Here is a 17217-nt window from a genome sequence, read left to right as displayed (position 1 = left end):
CATAAAAAATTTTCATATTACTTCTTTCAGATCAAACGTCAATATGCTTTCTTGTACTTATAACACTACCGAGAGCGCCGATAAGAGCACCCGCAATAAGGTAAGCAAGTACGACTATTAGTCTGATTTTGTCGAACGGGATAAGACTGTTTACACCAACGGTATTCATTATCATACCCTGTTCTGTTATCATGTCATAGACTGAGTTGTAAACAGCCCATGTGATGAAATACGCGCCTGCGCCTGCGAAGAAGCCTGTTACCATACCTTCTACGAAGAAAGGCATACGTATGAAGGCGTTCGTAGCACCAACGTATTTCATTATCTGTATCTCCTCACGGCGGGCAAAAACGCTTGCCTTTGTGGTATTGGAGATAATGATCATAGAGATTATCGAAAGAGCGATGATTATAGCACCTGCGATAATAGATACCATTTTTCTGAGCTCTCTCAGGAATTCAGCTACCTGCGGTGAAGCAGATGCGCTCTGTACATTTGCAACAGCCGATATCTGAGCGGTAGTATCAGCGATCTTGTCTGTATCCTTTACAGTTACGCTGAAGCCGTCAGGCATAAAGCTTGCATCAGAGCCTATATATTCATCGAATATTTTCTGAGCATTAGGAAGGTTTTCCTTCTGTCTTGAAAGACCGTCCTCTTTAGAGATAAATGTTACCTTATCAATATTCGGGATAGCCTTGATAGCTTCCTCGGCGGCTGAATTTTCTTCCTCGGTAGTACCTACCTTCATGAATACAGCGACCTCGTTCTGGCTTCCCAGACCCTTTATCATGGAATTCAGGTTCACATAGAAGAGAGCCGCGATACCAACGAGAAGAAGGGATATGAGCAGCACACAGAAGGTAGCGAAAGCCATCATTTTATTTTTCCAGATATTTTCAACGCCCTGATTGGCGAGATATCTGACACCGCTTATTTTCATTCTGCACCTCCCTCGGTTTTTTCGGTCAGTGCAGCCAGCAGAGCTTCAGGTGATTCGGGATCATCTTTCTTTATGCTCTTGCTGAGGTCAACGTCGATATTGTCCGCAAGCTTCTGCATATCTTCTTTTTTCTCCTCGGAAGAACCGTCGGGGATACCGCCTATAGCGGATATGATATCATCTGCGGTCATATTTTCGATAGGAAGGTCTATAGCCTCCTCGGTGTTGACCATTTCGGCTTCATCAGCTTCATGAGGCGGCATATCGTTTATTCTTTCAGCCTCGCTTACGGCATCAGCCATAGCGTCGGCAGGCATCTCTGAGCCAATATCTGCAAGCAGCTCGTCATTGGCACCTGAGATGACTTCATCGAATACGATCTCACCTTCGGTTATGTTGATGATACGTCCGCCGAAGTGACGGACAAGATCATGCTCATGAGTTACCATGAGTATTGTAGTACCCTGATCGTTGATACCTTTAAGAAGCTCAACGATCTCATATGAAAGCTCGGGGTCGATATTACCTGTAGGCTCGTCTGCGATTATGAGCTGAGGATCGTTTACCAGAGCTCTTGCGATAGCCACACGCTGTTTTTCACCGCCCGAGAGTTCATCGGGGTAAGAGTTTGTCTTTGCGTGGAGTCCTACGAGACTTATAACGTAAGGGACTCTTTTGCGTATGTATTTGATCGGTGCGTCGATAACTCTGAGAACGAAAGCGATGTTCTCATATACTGTCATTGACGGGATCAGTCGGAAATCCTGGAATACAAAGCCGAGTGTACGGCGGAATTCAGGTATTTTTCTTTTTTTCAGCTTGTTCAGGTTATAGCCGTTTACGGTAACTACTCCGCTTGTAGCGTCTATTTCCTTGAGAAGCAGTTTTATCATAGTACTTTTGCCCGCACCTGATGAACCTACAACGAAAGCAAAGTCGCCGTCGTTGATCTTGAGGCTGACGTTATTGAGAGCGTCAACGCCGCTTGAGTAGGTCACGGATACGTTTTTAAGTTCTACCAATGGGTTACACCTACCTTAATCTTTGGGACGGGGGGAACGTCCATAGTTCAGACAACGGATATACCGTTATCAGAACTTGACAGGATTAGCAGACAGGTACTTCTTTACCATGAGGGCGATCTTGAATATGATAGCGTGATCGAACTCACGAAGATCGAGACCTGTGAGCTTCTTGATCTTTTCGAGTCTGTAAACGAGTGTATTTCTGTGAACGAATAATTTTCTTGAAGTTTCTGAAACGTTGAGGTTGTTCTCGAAGAACTTCTGGATAGTGAAGAGAGTTTCGTGATCGAGTGACTCGATGCTGCCTACCTTGAATACTTCGTGGAGGAAAGTCTCACACAGAGTTGTAGGAAGGTGGTAGATAAGACGAGCGATACCGAGGTTGTCGTAGCTTACGATCACCTTGTCTGTATCGAATACCTTGCCGACTTCAAGAGCCATCTGAGCTTCCTTGAATGAACGTGCAAGATCCTTGACGCCTACAACAGCAGTACCGATACCAACGTTTACTCTTGTATAGAACTCACTGCTGAGAGTATCAGCTATAGAGCGAGCAAGCTTTTCGAGATCCTTTGAGTCAACAGCACTCTTGAGCTCCTTGACGAGGACAATATCAGTCTCAGTGATATTGAAAACGAAGTCCTTGTTCTTGTCAGGGAAAAGGTTCTGGATAACATCATAAGCGGAAATATCATTAGCAGAGATTATTCTGATAAGGAATACAGCACGGCTTATCTCGGCATTGAAGTGAAGCTCTCTTGCCTTGATAACGATATCACCGGGGAGTACATTATCGAGGATAACGTTTTTGATGAAGTTGTTTCTGTCATACTTCTCATCATAGTACTGCTTGATATTTGAAAGAGCTATAGCGAGGATGCTTGCATATTTAGCGGCAGCATCGTCAACGCCCTCAACGAAAACCGCATAGTCGGGCTTTACTCTTGAGCCGAAGGGCTTGTATGTGAAGCCGTCGCGGATGAAAATGTCGTGCGAATCGCTGAGATCGAGTGAAACGAACTCATTTGTAGTGCCTACACGAGTCAGATCGCTGCAGGCGATGATTGTAGCGGTCTCGTCAACAACACCGATAGTAGCGTCGATAGAGTCGCGCATCTGATGAACTAAACCCTGAAATAATCTGTTGGACATGATTTACATCCTTTCTCTTAATAAGATCTTTATTTTGAGCGGACCTTCAAGGAGAGTCGCGGAGCACATAAGCTCCTCAATATATTACAAATTGTAACACATTTTTGGCTCGAATTTGTTAACAAAGTGTTAACATTCGTCTGAAGGCTCACAAACATGACTTACATATATGTTGATTTTTGTTAATATTTCACAAAGGAATTAGATTCTTTGTAACCAAGCTGTAATTTTTAAGGTGGAAAATGTAATTTTTACATTTTCTCAGGTCTGTCGATATTGAGTATCTCCAGAGCGTTCCTGAGAGTCTGACGAACAGCAACACTGAGAAGTATACGTGCATCTCTAAGCTGTTCATTCTCCGCATTCTTTACGCTGCAAGCGTCGTAGAAGCGGTGGAAGAGAGTAGCAAGATCAATTGCGTACTTTGTTATCTTTGCAGGATCGTAGCTCTTAGCCGCTGCATCTATCTCCTTCGGAAGTGAAGCGAGATGACGGATAAGCTCTATCTCTCTCGGGTCTGTAAGGAGGTCAAGGTCTGCGGACTCGGGCACGTTTATGCCTTCCTCGGCGAGAGCCCTGAGCATACTGCAAATTCTTGCATGAGCGTACTGAACGTAGTATACAGGATTCTGCGAGGTCTTTTCAATAGCAAGACCGAGATCAAACTCGAACTGTGAATTGGCTTCACGGAGATTGAAGAAGAAACGAGCTGCGTCTATCGGTATCTCATCAAGGAGGGTGACCAGTGTGATAGCCTTGCCGCTTCTCTTTGAGAGCTTTACTGTTTCGCCGTTGCGGACAAGTCTTACCATCTGCATGAGAACTACGTCCAGCTTTGTCTCGTCAACGCCGAGAGCATTGAGAGCAGCTTTAAGTCTCGGAACGTAGCCGTGGTGGTCTGCACCGAGAACGTTTATAGCCTTGTCGAAGCCTCGTGTTACCAGCTTATTATAGTGATAAGCGATATCGGGGACGATATATGTGTAAAGACCGTTGCTTCTCTTCAATACGAAATCCTTATCCATTCCGTATTCCGTAGCCTTGAACCATATCGCACCGTCCTGCTCGTAAGCCTTTCCTGCTTCCATGAGCTTGTCAACGACCAGCTTTGTCTCATTCTTTGCGTGGACTGTGCTCTCTCTGAACCAGTTATCGTAAACGATACGGTACTTTTTAAGGTCGCGCTCCAGACCTGCTATATTAATAGGAAGGGCGTAGTCAACGAGAGCCTTGCGGCGTTCCGCCTCAGAGACAGTCTCCATAGCCTTTCCGTTGATGTCGTAGAAGTTCTTTGCGTGTTCGATGATATCAGTTCCGAGATAAACGTCCTCGGGCATCTCGAACTCTCCGCCTTCACCGCTGCCTTCGTAAATTACAGAGCAGAGCTTGTCGGTGTCGTCCTTGTACTGAGCAATGAGCTGCTGACCCTTGTCGGAGCAGAGCTGTAAGTATCTGAGCTCAAGGGACTTTCCGAACTTTTCGATCTGATTGCCTGCATCGTTTACGTAGAACTCGCGCTCTGCGTGATAGCCTGCCCATTGGAGTACGCTTGCGAGACAGTCGCCGATAGCACCGCCTCTTGCATTACCGATATGCATAGGACCTGTGGGGTTTGCGGAAACGAACTCAACGAGCACTTTCTTGCCCTTGCCGAGCTCGGTCTTACCGTAGTTTTCTCCCTCTTCGAGAACATTTTTTACAACGTCCGAGAACCAGCTTCTTCCTAAGAAGAAATTGAGGAATCCGGGACCTGCAACTTCGGCTTTCTCGAAGATAGTGCCTTCGAGGTCAAGCTTCTCACATATCATCTCAGCGATCTTTCTCGGCGGCATTTTCAGAGCCTTAGCGCATACCATTGCGGTATTTGCTGCGAAATCGCCGTGCGACTTGTCGGCAGGTATCTCAATATTGAATGACGGAAGCGGAACTGCGGGAACTGCTTCCTCGGCAACCAGTCGTCCGAGAGCTTCCATGATTATCTCACGGAGTCGGAGCGATGCGGAGTTTATAAGGTCTGACATTATATCTATCCTTTCTTGTCAGGTTCAGTTCTGAGCCTGCATTGTCATGATTATCTCGTTATCTGAAAGATACGAGGAATTTAAGTCAAGGGTATACTTTAAATAAAGCCTTCCGTTTTCGGCGAGAGTGTTTTCGATAGCGTGAGTATAAACACCGATCTGAAGGTTTCCGTAGGGAGTACCGTACTGACAGAAGTGCTTGCGTCCTATCTCAAGGGAAAGGACAGAATTTGCAGAGCCTTCACGGGTTATGGAAGCGTTTTTGCAGTCATCTACTTTAATAGTAGTGACCGATCCCTCAAAGCCTGTTGCTGAGGTATCTTCGTAGGAAATTATATCCCAGCCGTTTTCTCTTTTGAAATTGGCTTTTGTGAGAAGCTCTGTTTCATTTTTTTCATCTTCCTGCCACTGGATACTCGTAAGGGAAATCAATACGTTATTTTTCAAAACAATCTCCTTTATAGCATCATGATTTATTTTATGATATCATACTGGTATCGGAATGATATCAGTGTGATATTAGAATGATATCAGTATGTTCTGTCTGCGTTATCGACAGCCTGTTCGATAAGAACATCTATAAGCTCGTCGTGTGAAAATCCAAGTTCTTCCATAAGCTTCGGGAAAACGCTGTTTTTTCTGAGGCCGGGCATAGTGCCTATCTTGTTGAGGAGAAGCTCGCCGTCCTCTGTGAGGAAGAGATCGACTCTTGCCATGCCCTTGCAGCCCAGTGCCTTGAATGCCTTTATTGCTATATCCTGAGCGGCTTTTTCTACTTCCCTTGAGATGTTTGCGGGAATAATAAGATCATCGCCTGTACTAACGTTAAAGTTGGTGGGATCGTAGTGCTTGTTTGAATCCTTTATCTCACCGATAGCTGAACAGACAGGGGAATCATAGCCGTATACAGCTGCTTCGAGCTTGCGTGCCTTTACGTATTTTTCCACAACTACCTTATTGTCGCTTGAAAAAGCAAGCTTTACTGCACTTATGAGCTGTTCCGCATTTTCGGCAAAGCTTGTACCTGCGTTGCTGCCGCTGTTGGCAGGCTTTACTACCAGCGGAAATCCCAGTTTTTTGGCAATATCTGCGCATCTTTCGTCGAGCATATTTATTTCGCGCTGAGTGATGAGCTGCCATTTTGCAGTTTTTATATCGTAATCGTCCATTACCATGTGGGTGTGGGATTTATCCATACATGAAGCGGAAGCAAGTACGCCGCTTCCCACGTAGGGAATCCCCGAAAGATCGAGAAGTCCCTGTATAGTGCCGTCGCCGCTGCGCTTTCCTGTGAGTATCGGAAATACAACGTCTATTCTTTTTACCGAGGTCTCACCGTTTTCGATAGTGATTATTCCTCTGTGCAGCGGATCGGGTGATATCAAAGCGGAAGTGCAGTCTGTATTCTGCTCCCATGTTCCGTCGGCTATCTCGTCTGGAGAGCCCGGAAAATAAAGCCATCTTCCCTTACGGGTTATTCCTATGCTGATTACCTCATATTTATCCCTTGGAATGTTCTGTATGACCTCCGCAGCAGAGGCAAGAGACAGGTCGTGTTCGCGCGAGGTGCCGCCAAAAATCACAGCAGCCTTGATCTTTGCCATATGTTTCTCCTTTTAAATAGTAGTCTCTTTTTTTTATTGTCATTTTCAAGTATCACTATATTTTATCACATTTCACAAAAAACTGCAAGTATTTTTTGCGAAAATGCGGAATAGGACAGTGAATTTCGCAAGGATAACGCACAGCGGACAATTTTCAACTATTGAAATTGTGCATAATGACAACAAAAAATTCGGCTTTTCATCAATTTGACGGAATACCCCTTGTTAAAAATGACGAAGCATAAAGCAAAAAGAGACTGTCGTAAGACAGTCCCTTTTCATGAAAGTGAGTGATTTAAGATGTTGCCATAAAACAAATACCATTATCTGATACCAAGTGTATCATCTTCGGGCTGAAGCTTGTCATACTTCAGAATATAATCATATATCTCCTGAACAGTAGTAAAAGCGACTCCCACATAGCTGTCTGCACAGCCGTAATATATAGCGATGCGTCCTGTATCTGCATCTGTGAGGGTTGCGCACGGAAAGCACACGTTCGGCACAAATCCGCGTTCTTCATACCACTCCTCTGGGGTGAGGATATAATTCGAGCAGCGGTGAAGTAATTTTGAGGGTTCATTAAGATCAAGTATGGCTGCACCGATGCTGTATACGTAGCCGTTGCAGGTGTTAACCACACCGTGGTAGAAAATGAGCCAGCCCTTGTCAGTCTCTATGGGAGCAGCTCCGCCGCCTATTTTCAGGCTTTCCCACCAGTTCTCGCAGCGTCCCATGACATGGCGGTGACGTCCCCAGTAGACCATATCCTTACTCTCTGTGAGGAATATGTCGCCGAAAGCCGTATGACCGTTGTCACAGGGGCGGGAAAGCATTACGAAATTACCGTTGATTTTACGAGGGAAAAGTACCGCATTGCGGTTGTAGGGGAGGAAAGGGTTTTCTAATCGGGTGAAGGTTTTAAAATCGGTAGTTTTCGCAATGCCTATCGTAGGACCGAATGCGTCCTGACACCACATTATATAATATGTGTCCTCGACTTTTACAAGCCGCGGGTCATAAGCGTATATTGGCATGAAGGGCTCGCCGTCTGAATTTGTGAAAGGGATCTTTTCTTCGTCAAATTCCCAGTGAATGGCGTCCTTGCTTCTGCCGAGGTATATATGAGGGATACCGTTTCGCTGTTCACCGCGGAAAACACCGATATATCCGTCACCGTAAGGCATTACGGCACTGTTGAAGATCCTTGCTACATTTGGGAGAGGGTTTCTGTCGATAATGGGGTTTTCGCTGTATCTCCATACAGGAGAGGTGCATTTTTCGGGCTTTTCCTGCCACGGCATTGAGGGCAGACTGTTTCCGATAATTTTAATATCCGCCATGATATACTCCTTTAATTAAGAGTGACTTAATCGCCTGATTAAATCATACCATGTTTTTACATAAATGTCAAGAGGCGAATTAAAAATTAAGTGATAATTTAAAAATGCAACTTAGTCACCGCGGATACTGCATGAGCTTAAATTTACAGAATGTTATAGACTATGGGCGGCATATGAGGTATAATTATATAAAACGGAGGGAAACACCATGAAATACACAACGGAACATAATAAGAAATTCGGCGGCATACATTACTTTTGTGCGGAAATACTCGGTTCTCCCGTTACCTGTTATGTGCTCAGAGGCAGGGACGGCGATATGCTTATAGATACGGGGATACCCTTTATGCGCAGGGCGCTTGAGGAGTACCTTTCAGACTTCGATATCCGCTATATACTGCTGACTCATGCTCATGTTGACCATGACAGCAACGCGGAGAAGCTGCGGAAAAGTCTTGGTGCGGAGATTCTTCTCGGAGAGCGTGACAGGGAGCTTATAGGACATTACGGCAGACAGCCTGTGAAAGCGACTCTGAGACGGTACAGGCTTCGCAATATACAGCAGAATGTTTGCGGCAGAATGAAGCTTTTCAGCACGAAGCCCTATGTGCCCAATTTACTCCTCAACAACCATAATACAGGCGTACTGAGAGGGCTTGGCTTTGACGCAGATGCTGTCATGCTCCCGGGACATACTCTCGGTTCTGTGGGGGTACTGTCTGAAGATGTGCTGTACTGCGGTGACGCATTCACGGCAATGTGGAAAAAGCCTGATATCACACCCCATGCAGCTTCTGTTGAGGCTATGGCAGGGTCACTTGAAAGAATAATCGGTATCTCTCCGAAATGGCTCGCCTGCGGTCACGGACTGCCTGTAGCTATGAGAGATGCAAGACCTGTGATGAAAAAATACCTGTTTTCATACCGAAAACGTTAACTTAAATAATCGCTTAAAGGAGATAATGTTATGAAGATATATGAACTTATCAGCGGTCTCTCGGACGGCAGATTTGATGATCAGCTCAAAAGGCTTTACGGCTCTTCCGAAAAGGCTGTTATCAGGAACAGAGCCCGTTATCTCAGTGCGGCTGAGAATTTTTCAAGGCTTTATCCCGAATGCGAGGAGATACGCGTATTTTCGGCTTCGGGAAGAACGGAGGTCGGCGGAAATCATACCGATCATCAGCACGGCTGTGTATTTGCGGCAGCTGTAAGCCTTGACATTATCGGCATCGTAAGATTTCATAATGATGGAGTGATACGCATAAAGTCCGAGGGTTATATGGCTGACGAAATAAAGCTTTCATCTTTTGAGGTAAACGATGCGGAAAAGGGAACGCCTGCTGCGCTTATTCGCGGCATAGCTGCAAAATTTACGGAAATGGGTGTGAATATTGGCGGCTTTGACGCTTATTTCACTTCGGAGGTGCTGAGCGGAAGCGGACTGTCATCATCTGCGGCTTTTGAGGTGATAATAGCAACTATAATAGATTACGGATATAATGAGGGAAGTTCGGACGCAGTTGAGATAGCAAAAATAGGTCAGTATGCGGAAAATGTATATTTCGGCAAGGCAAGAGGTCTTATGGATCAGATGGTTTGTGCGGCAGGGGGATTTGTTGCTGTTGATTTTGCCGATCCTGATAAGCCTGTTATTAATTCTATTGACTTTGACTTTGAAAAGGCAGGATATTCCGTATGCGTTACTGATACAAAGGGGAGCCATTCTGAGCTTACAGAGGATTACAGTGCAATATCAGCAGAGATGAGGCACGTTGCCGAGGCTCTGGGCTGCGAATATCTGCGAGATGCGGACGAAGGTGAATTTTACGAAAAGCTGCCTGAGCTGCGCAAGAGCTGTACGGACAGAGAGCTTCTGAGAGCGGCTCATTTCTTTGCAGAAAATGCAAGAGCGGTCGAAGAGGCAAGGGCTCTTATGGAAGGGGATACAGAGTATTTCTTTGAGCTTGTGAACCAATCGGGAGCTTCATCGGCGGAGCTTTTACAGAATCTGTATCCGTCGGGCGAGCCTCAGTCTCAGCCCATAACACTGGCAATAATGCTGAGTAAGCGTTTCCTTAACGGCTCGGGTGCTGTTAGAGTTCACGGCGGCGGTTTTGCAGGTACGATACAGGCTTTTGTGCCTAATTACCTCACTAATGATTACGTTATGGAAATGGAGCGTGTTTTTGGTGAGGGCAGCTGCTATGTGCTGTCCATAAGACCTGTGGGCGGTTATGAGCTTAGTGAGCAGTAAATACTTATAGTAAGAGATTATAGCGAAAGGAATTATAATATGGATTTCCCTGAGTTTATGAAAAGAGAAGCGAACAAGATACCTGCTCAGCAGCAGAATACTCCCGATATTGAGGGCTATTATTATACAGCTCCCGACGGAAGTCAGATGGCGTTCTGGACTTACATGGCTGACAGAGTTTCAAAGGAACACGTTCACGATTATGATGAGTATATGATCTGCGTTGAGGGTGAATATACGGTTACGATAAACGGTGAGGCTACGGTGCTTCATGCAGGCGATGAAATGTTCATACCCAAAGACTCGCTGCAGGGCGGAAGCTGTAAGGCTGGCACAAGAACCATACACGCTTTTGGAGGAGAAAGGGTAAAATGTACGAAATAAAGAAATTCTCGGCAGATATGCAGCAGGACGTAAACGAATTTTTTACGAATGTCTTTCCAGAGTCGGGAAAAGCTTACGAGCCTGAAGGCAGACACGCTCTTTTTGCTGACGCTGAGCATAACTTTATCGGTTTCTGGTGTTTGTTTGATTATGATAAGCTTATCGGTACTGTTGCGGTGAAAAAACTCAGCGATACCGAATGCGAGCTTAAAGGGCTTTACCTTTATGAAAAATACCACGGACAGAAGCTGGGATACCGCCTTGCAAAAACTGCGGTTGATATCGCAGGAGAAATGGGATTTTCCGTGATGAAGCTGGATACGATCTCAACTTATGATAGGGCTGTGAAGCTCTATCGACAGATCGGCTTTGTTCCCACGGAACGATATAATGATAATCAGAAAGCGGATATTTTTATGTCATTGATGCTTTAAGAGGTGAGGGTATGATAAGAGAGATAAACGAAAATGATTTTGACGGGCTTATGAAGCTGTATATGGAACTTCATAACAATCCGTTTCCCGAAAAGGATCAGCGGGTTATGTCAGTATGGGAGAGGATAATCTCGGATAAAGATCATCATATTATCGTTGCAGATGAGGACGGCATCATAGCTGCAAGCTGTGTATGTGTCATTATCCCTAACCTTACACGGGGGCAGCGTCCTTATGCCTTTATCGAAAACGTGGTGACTTCTGAGAAGTTCAGAAGAAAAGGTCTGGGGACTGCCTGTCTTGACTATGCCCGCGATATCGCTGTCAGTCATAATTGCTACAAAATGATGCTGCTGACAGGTTCAAAGGAGCAGGGGACTCTTCGCTTTTACGAAAAGGCCGGCTATAACAGTTCCGATAAAACTGCTTTTATACAGTGGCTGTGAGGAGAAATTAAGTGAAGATAAGAGATTTTGTAAGCTCAGATGCCGAACATATCATAAGCTGGATATCCGATGAGAGAGAGTTCAGATTATGGTGTGCTGACAGATATGAGCGATATCCTGTTGCTGCCTCCGATATCATCGAGCAGTATTCGGAAAGCTTAAAGGGCGGACGGTTCTTTCCATTTACTGCCGTAGATGATAATGGTGCTCCTATAGGTCATTTCATTCTCAGATATCCAACCGATGATAACAGCGTCCTGCGGTTGGGCTTTGTTATCCTGAGTAATTCAGCACGCGGTCACGGCTTTGGACGAGAAATGATAGAACTTGCTAAGGAGTACGCTTCCAAAGTCCTTAATGCTCGGAAGCTTACATTAGGCGTTTTTGAAAACAATACATCTGCCTTGAAATGCTACCTTTCAGCCGGCTTTGTCCCAGTTGTCGAATCGGGGTCTGTTGCATTTTTTGATGAAAACTGGAAGTGTATAGAAATGGAAATCAGCCTTTAAAAGAAGTATATAAAACGAGATACTATTGTTAAAATAAAAAAATATTTGCCTTACTGTTGACATCACCCTTCGATCGTGATATAATAATATAGTCGCAGATGATACTGCACAATATATCGCGGTGTGGAGCAGCTAGGTAGCTCGTCGGGCTCATAACCCGAAGGTCGTTGGTTCAAATCCAGCCGCCGCAACCAGAAACAAGGACTATGTTGCTTAACATAGTCCTTTTGCTTTATGGCTTAGAATAGCAGTTTAAGACGATATTGCTACAAGAATCTATGGCGTTAAGTAACTATATTGCGTACAAAAAAGAAAGTAGAGCGGAGCTTGGTATAAGCTTCATTTCCGTTGTATTTCCGTTATGATGGTGAAAAGTTAAGTCAAGTGACAATCAAATATGAACCATACAGTCAGTACGATTGACCTTTCTTCCTATCTGTGTTATAATTGTAACTAACATAAATCGGAATTTATAGCAGAAAGGGATATTACAGTATGAAAAAAACAGTCACACTACTATTGCTCCTTGCAATGACACTATCACTAACATCCTGCAATAAAGCTGCAGAGGACTCATACAGCTCCGCATCCGTAGAGCAGACCACCGAACAGACGCAGGAGATTTCTCCTACCAAGCTCACGAATAAAATGACAGAGACAGAACTCGACACAGTGACAAAACACGCTCTCACTCTGCTGGACGAGCCGCCAAAGCTCAGTTCAGACCCGAATGCCGAACACAAGGTCAGTATCGAGTTTCAGACGATAGACATTGAAAACTGGCGCTCCTCGATCAATGAGAACCGCGATGAGATGACCGATGACGAATATAAGGAAGCAATGGAAGCGATACAAAAGGCTGAAGAAACTGGAGAGGGCCTGCGGTATCCGCTCCCACCAATTGTAGACGGCTATATCGTTGCAAATTCTGTCCCTGAGGCAGATGTATTCGAGAACGGCGGTTTATATAAGTTTACGACTTCCACTATAGACGAAAACGGCGAGTGGCAGGTCAAAGACCTTTCATTTGCTTCGTTTGAGGAGTATCTGGACTATATCCGGGAGCAAGATGCCAAGCAGGGCTTCACCGAAGAGGAAACAGACCTTGATATCTGTTTTACGCAGCTTGCCTACGATGCGCTGTGCTCAGGTAATTATGAGGAGCTTCCCTCAGGTGCAGTGGACAGGAACGACACTTCACAGTACCTCTGGAGCTATTTTCACAATTACAGAAGCGATTGGGAATACAATCGCGAAGAAGTAGAGGAGATAAAGGATTCTGTTGACGAGATATATGTTTACGATGAAGAGCTGCAAAGGTCATTCACCGTCCATGTAACGCTACCGCCCGATTATGAAAAGGCAAAGACCTATCCCGTTTTCTTCCTGACGGACGGTATATGGCGCTTCGGCAACTGTCCCGCGCTTAGAAAATGTATGGAAAACAAAGAGGCTGCACCCGTTATCCTTGTTAGCCTTTATTACAGCTATGATGTCACTGACCCTGACCAAGGGCTACGCTATGAGGATCTTGTCATAAACCGCAGCGAGCTGCTGGATTTTATTACCGACAACCTCATGCCGTATCTCTGCGAGAACTATAACATCGACTGCACAGATTCCACGCTGTACGGTCATTCGGATGGCGGCGTATTCACGCACTATGCTCTGTTTAATTCGGACAATTACGAGAATCAGCCCTTCGGCCATTATATCATCGGCAGCCCTGCACTTTGGGGACTGCGGCATTATAATGAATACGAAGGCATAAGCAATGACATTTATATGAACGATTACGGCTATTTTGACAGGAACATAACTCTGAATAAAACCGTATTCCTTTGTGCGGGCTCACAGGAAGATCCCGATTATGCCGACAATTACCGTGAGGGAGATGATACAACGCTCGAGGGCGTTGCGAAGCTGAATGAACGCCTGGAAGCGCACGGCGCAGAGCTAACCTATAAGCTCTATGACTCGCACCACTATCAGTATATTCCTGAAATGCTGATTGAATATCTGAAAGAAACGTATCTGTGTTAATTGAAGATTAAATTCTGATTTATCTTAGTAACATAATAAACATAATGCCCCTGAGCTCTTTGTAACACTCAGGGGCAAAAATTCTATATGGGGATATGTCTTTGTGGAGAAGGAGCTTCTTGTTACTTTGCCTCTTCCTTGCCATTGTCATGATGAAAGGGATTGAGTTTTCCGTCTATCACATCTGAGGCTACTTCATCAGCTGACTGTATTGCATGGACATATATCTTGCTCGTTGTAGTTATAGAAGAATGTCCAAGACGTCTTGAAACAGTGGGTATAGATACTCCTTCAGCAATGAGAAGAGTAGCGTGTGTGTGTCTGAGCGAATGAGGAGTAAAATGGGGCAGCTTATTACGTTTTACAAAATTACTTGTCCAGTCAGTCAGACTGTCGGGGTTCATAGGTGTAGTATCATCCTTGATGAATAGTCTGTCGTTTCTGACTGTCTGTGTACTTCCGTCTGCAAGAGTAATAGTGATGAAGTGCTCCCAGCGATCAAGCATATCGTTACGCAGTTTATTCCAGTAAGCCTGATACTCACGAAGAAGATCAAAGACAAACTCCGGAAGCTTAACGGTACGGTATGAAGTGGCGTTCTTAGGTGATTTGGTAATAATGCCCATGTGCTGAACGTACTGACTGGTTCTCTTGATATGTATGATTCGTTTATCGAAGTCGATATCTTGCCACTCAAGTCCGAGAAGCTCACCACGACGCATACCGCTGAACATAAGCAGGTACATAGCTACTTTCCATTTGAGCGGTTCGTCATTGAGCAGTTCCAAAACGTGTCTTGCCTGTTCTTCATCAAGGAAAGCAGCTTCTGATTGTTCCAGCTTAGGTGCTTTCATGTAGTTGTGATCAGCTACATTGAACGGAACCAGCCTGTCGCGTGTAGCTTGTGCAAGAATTGAACTTATGAGCCTATGGTAATGAAGAATCCTATCCGTGGTACAGTTACATTCACAAACGGCGAAGTATTGCAGACAGGTGAAATCACAGGCGATATTTCTGAGAAGGATATGCGTCGTATCCAGATAAGAGAAACTATTCTTTCTCACTTTGAAAAGGAAGAAAAGCTCTATAATATGGGAATAAAGACGCTTTCCTTGTTCTTCATTGATGAAGTTGCAAAGTACCGTCAGTATGATGATAACGGCGATGAACTACTTGGAGAATACGGTGAGATGTTCGAGCAAGAGTATACCAATATCCTGAACGATAACCTCACTATGTTTGATACGGAATATCAGAAATATCTACGCAGCACCTGCAGTGATGTGGCAAGAGTTCATCGCGGATACTTCAGTATCGATAAAAAAGGCAGGAGCGTTGACAGTTCCGTTAAGCGTGGCAGCGATATATCTGATGATATCTCAGCCTATGATCTGATCCTCAAAAACAAGGAAAGGCTACTGAGTTTTGAGGAGCCTACACGTTTTATATTCTCACATTCTGCCCTTCGTGAAGGCTGGGATAATCCAAATGTTTTTCAGATATGCACACTGAAGCATTCTGACAGCCAGACGTTGAAACGTCAGGAAGTAGGAAGAGGTCTCAGATTATGCGTTGATCAATCTGGTAATCGTATGGATAGCGAATCCTGTGGTGATAATGTTCACGGTATAAATATGCTGACAGTTATTGCAAGTGACAGCTATAAGGATTTCGTTGCAGATCTGCAGGCAGATATTAAGACGGTTCTCTATGACAGACCATCAAAGGCTTCAATAGAATATTTCGTAGGCAAGACTGTGATGAACGGCGAAATTCCTGTTGTAATCGATAATAAGCAGGCAAAGTCAATATATAAATATCTTCTTAAAAACGACTATATTGATGACGATGATAACGTAACAGCAGAATATCGAAATGATCTTGCAAATAATGCACTTATTCCTGTTCCGGAAGAATTGAAAGATATTGAGACAGGCATACATAAGCTGATACAGGGCGTATTTGACGAGAGCGTATTGAAGGATATGATATCAGACGGACACGAAACTAAGGTAAAAGATAATCCGCTTAATGATAATTTCTATAAAAAAGAATTTCAGGCTTTATGGAAATCCATCAATCATAAGTATGCATATACCGTTGATTTTGACAGCTCAGAATTAATAAAAAAAGCTATCGATTATATCAATACTAATCTCTATATTTCGGAGCTTCAATACACTACTACTACCGGTCAGCAAAAGGCAGATATCAATCAATATGAGATTGAGAGAAACGATTCTTTCGATACGGCTAAAACAAGAACACAAACGCTTCGTCATGCACAAGTTAGTCAGATAAGATATGATCTCATAGGTAAAATAGCCGAAGGCACTGTTCTGACAAGAAATACTGTTTCAGAAATCATAAAAGGCCTGCGAATAGACAAATTTGCAATGTTCAAGTATAATCCGGAAGAGTTCATAGCAAAGATGATACGCCTTATACGCGAGCAAAAAGCAACGATGATTAGTAGATCATATAAGCTATAATCAAATTGATGGTGAATATGATTCAAACATTTTTACAGTTGACAAAAGCAGTCAGAGTTTTGATAAGGCCTTCAAGGCACAAAAGCACGTTCAGGACTATGTTTTTACAGACGGAATGGCTGAGAAGAGTGTTGAACGCAGATTCGCTGAGGATCTTGATTCAGCAGCAGAAGTGTGTGTATATGCTAAACTTCCGAAAGGTTTTAATATTCCAACACCTTTAGGTCATTATTCTCCTGACTGGGCGATAGCATTTAATGAAGGAACAGTAAAGCATATTTATTTTATTGCCGAAACAAAAGGTTCAATGTCAAGTATTGACCTTAGACCAATTGAAAAGGCGAAGATTGACTGTGCTAGGGTTCTTTTTAACAAGATGAACACAAATACCGTCAAATATGATGTGGTAAAGAGTTATCAAGATCTATTAAACAAAATTCAATGATGATTATTGTAACCGCCCTTCATCACGGGCGGTATTCTTTTATCTTGACTTTTTTTATTATAAATGCTATAATGATAGCGGAACATATATTCTATTTGAATGTTGGGAGGCGATCTTCG

At 44.1% G+C, this 17217-nt stretch carries 15 protein-coding genes, 1 tRNA gene and 1 pseudogene; 9 read left to right on the top strand and 8 right to left on the bottom strand.

What is annotated here, in order from left to right; translation table 11 throughout:
- Positions 1–31: 31 nt before the first annotated feature.
- The 7 genes from ftsX to L870_RS0103705 all read right to left on the bottom strand — a co-directional run bounded on the left by ftsX (position 32) and on the right by L870_RS0103705 (position 8088).
- Positions 32–943, bottom strand: coding sequence for a permease-like cell division protein FtsX (gene ftsX / locus L870_RS0103735; protein ID WP_028516986.1), 912 nt, complete (start codon positions 941–943; stop codon positions 32–34).
- Entirely contained in the window at positions 940–1965 is a 1026-nt protein-coding gene (gene ftsE, locus L870_RS0103730; RefSeq protein WP_028516985.1) for a cell division ATP-binding protein FtsE, read from the bottom strand. The genes ftsX and ftsE overlap by 4 nt, the downstream gene beginning before the upstream one ends.
- Positions 1966–2034: 69 nt before the next feature.
- Entirely contained in the window at positions 2035–3120 is a 1086-nt protein-coding gene (locus tag L870_RS0103725; RefSeq protein ID WP_019680782.1) for a helix-turn-helix domain-containing protein, read from the bottom strand.
- A gap of 251 nt (positions 3121–3371) precedes the next feature.
- Entirely contained in the window at positions 3372–5141 is a 1770-nt protein-coding gene (argS, locus tag L870_RS0103720) for an arginine--tRNA ligase (protein WP_028516984.1), read from the bottom strand.
- Positions 5142–5165: 24 nt separating this feature from the next.
- Positions 5166–5588 carry a YwiB family protein gene (locus L870_RS0103715; RefSeq protein WP_028516983.1) on the bottom strand — a complete coding sequence of 141 codons (423 nt, stop codon included), beginning with the start codon at positions 5586–5588 and terminating at the stop codon, positions 5166–5168.
- 83 nt (positions 5589–5671) lie between these two features.
- Positions 5672–6745, bottom strand: a complete 1074-nt coding sequence (locus L870_RS0103710) for a D-alanine--D-alanine ligase family protein (RefSeq protein WP_028516982.1) — start codon at positions 6743–6745, stop codon at positions 5672–5674.
- Positions 6746–7068: 323 nt separating this feature from the next.
- A complete protein-coding gene (locus L870_RS0103705) occupies positions 7069–8088 on the bottom strand; it encodes a glycoside hydrolase family 130 protein (protein ID WP_028516981.1) in 1020 nt (339 codons plus the stop codon).
- 208 nt (positions 8089–8296) lie between these two features.
- On the opposite strand from L870_RS0103705, the gene L870_RS0103700 reads away from it, so the two are divergent.
- From L870_RS0103700 to L870_RS0103665, 8 genes are all read left to right on the top strand, one after another.
- Positions 8297–9025, top strand: a complete 729-nt coding sequence (locus L870_RS0103700; protein ID WP_028516980.1) for an MBL fold metallo-hydrolase — start codon at positions 8297–8299, stop codon at positions 9023–9025.
- A gap of 30 nt (positions 9026–9055) precedes the next feature.
- Positions 9056–10345, top strand: a complete 1290-nt coding sequence (locus L870_RS0103695; protein WP_028516979.1) for a galactokinase — start codon at positions 9056–9058, stop codon at positions 10343–10345.
- A 39-nt stretch (positions 10346–10384) separates the two neighbouring features.
- Positions 10385–10729 carry a cupin domain-containing protein gene (locus L870_RS0103690; RefSeq protein ID WP_028516978.1) on the top strand — a complete coding sequence of 115 codons (345 nt, stop codon included), beginning with the start codon at positions 10385–10387 and terminating at the stop codon, positions 10727–10729.
- Positions 10717–11163 (top strand): GNAT family N-acetyltransferase, encoded by a 447-nt coding sequence (locus tag L870_RS0103685; RefSeq protein WP_028516977.1) that lies wholly within the window; start codon positions 10717–10719, stop codon positions 11161–11163. Before L870_RS0103690 ends, L870_RS0103685 begins: the two co-directional genes overlap by 13 nt.
- 11 nt (positions 11164–11174) lie before the next feature.
- Complete coding sequence (locus tag L870_RS0103680; protein ID WP_028516976.1) at positions 11175–11609, top strand: GNAT family N-acetyltransferase; 435 nt, start codon at positions 11175–11177, stop codon at positions 11607–11609.
- Between the two features lie 11 nt (positions 11610–11620).
- A complete protein-coding gene (locus L870_RS0103675) occupies positions 11621–12118 on the top strand; it encodes a GNAT family N-acetyltransferase (protein WP_028516975.1) in 498 nt (165 codons plus the stop codon).
- 117 nt (positions 12119–12235) lie between these two features.
- Positions 12236–12312 (top strand) — tRNA-Met (locus tag L870_RS0103670).
- Positions 12313–12613: 301 nt separating this feature from the next.
- On the top strand, positions 12614–14161 hold the full coding sequence (locus tag L870_RS0103665) for an alpha/beta hydrolase (protein WP_080676338.1): 1548 nt from the start codon (positions 12614–12616) through the stop codon (positions 14159–14161).
- A 122-nt stretch (positions 14162–14283) separates the two neighbouring features.
- On the opposite strand, the gene L870_RS16555 is transcribed toward L870_RS0103665, so the two are convergent.
- Positions 14284–15015, bottom strand: a complete 732-nt coding sequence (locus L870_RS16555) for a site-specific integrase (protein WP_051411399.1) — start codon at positions 15013–15015, stop codon at positions 14284–14286.
- A gap of 87 nt (positions 15016–15102) precedes the next feature.
- Here L870_RS16555 and L870_RS16550 point away from each other — a divergent pair.
- Positions 15103–17098, top strand: a pseudogene (locus tag L870_RS16550) (restriction endonuclease); the annotation flags it as partial.
- Between the last annotated feature and the right edge of the window lie 119 nt (positions 17099–17217).

The sequence above is a fragment of the Ruminococcus flavefaciens ATCC 19208 genome (assembly GCF_000518765.1).
GTDB lineage: Bacteria > Bacillota > Clostridia > Oscillospirales > Ruminococcaceae > Ruminococcus > Ruminococcus flavefaciens.
The sequence above is the reverse complement of the archived record's forward strand: the minus strand, read 5'-3'. Positions and strand labels throughout refer to the sequence as shown.

What these genes read in the sequence shown, in the direction of transcription:
- ftsX (WP_028516986.1), bottom strand. Translation starts at nt 943, where the DNA reads ATGAAAATAAGCGGTGTCAGATATCTCGCCAATCAGGGCGTTGAAAAT.
- L870_RS0103725 (WP_019680782.1), bottom strand. Translation starts at nt 3,120, where the DNA reads ATGTCCAACAGATTATTTCAGGGTTTAGTTCATCAGATGCGCGACTCT.
- argS (WP_028516984.1), bottom strand. Translation starts at nt 5,141, where the DNA reads ATGTCAGACCTTATAAACTCCGCATCGCTCCGACTCCGTGAGATAATC.
- L870_RS0103710 (WP_028516982.1), bottom strand. Translation starts at nt 6,745, where the DNA reads ATGGCAAAGATCAAGGCTGCTGTGATTTTTGGCGGCACCTCGCGCGAA.
- L870_RS0103705 (WP_028516981.1), bottom strand. Translation starts at nt 8,088, where the DNA reads ATGGCGGATATTAAAATTATCGGAAACAGTCTGCCCTCAATGCCGTGG.
- L870_RS0103700 (WP_028516980.1), top strand. Translation starts at nt 8,297, where the DNA reads ATGAAATACACAACGGAACATAATAAGAAATTCGGCGGCATACATTAC.
- L870_RS0103695 (WP_028516979.1), top strand. Translation starts at nt 9,056, where the DNA reads ATGAAGATATATGAACTTATCAGCGGTCTCTCGGACGGCAGATTTGAT.
- L870_RS0103690 (WP_028516978.1), top strand. Translation starts at nt 10,385, where the DNA reads ATGGATTTCCCTGAGTTTATGAAAAGAGAAGCGAACAAGATACCTGCT.
- L870_RS0103685 (WP_028516977.1), top strand. Translation starts at nt 10,717, where the DNA reads ATGTACGAAATAAAGAAATTCTCGGCAGATATGCAGCAGGACGTAAAC.
- L870_RS0103680 (WP_028516976.1), top strand. Translation starts at nt 11,175, where the DNA reads ATGATAAGAGAGATAAACGAAAATGATTTTGACGGGCTTATGAAGCTG.
- L870_RS0103665 (WP_080676338.1), top strand. Translation starts at nt 12,614, where the DNA reads ATGAAAAAAACAGTCACACTACTATTGCTCCTTGCAATGACACTATCA.
- L870_RS16555 (WP_051411399.1), bottom strand. Translation starts at nt 15,015, where the DNA reads ATGAAAGCACCTAAGCTGGAACAATCAGAAGCTGCTTTCCTTGATGAA.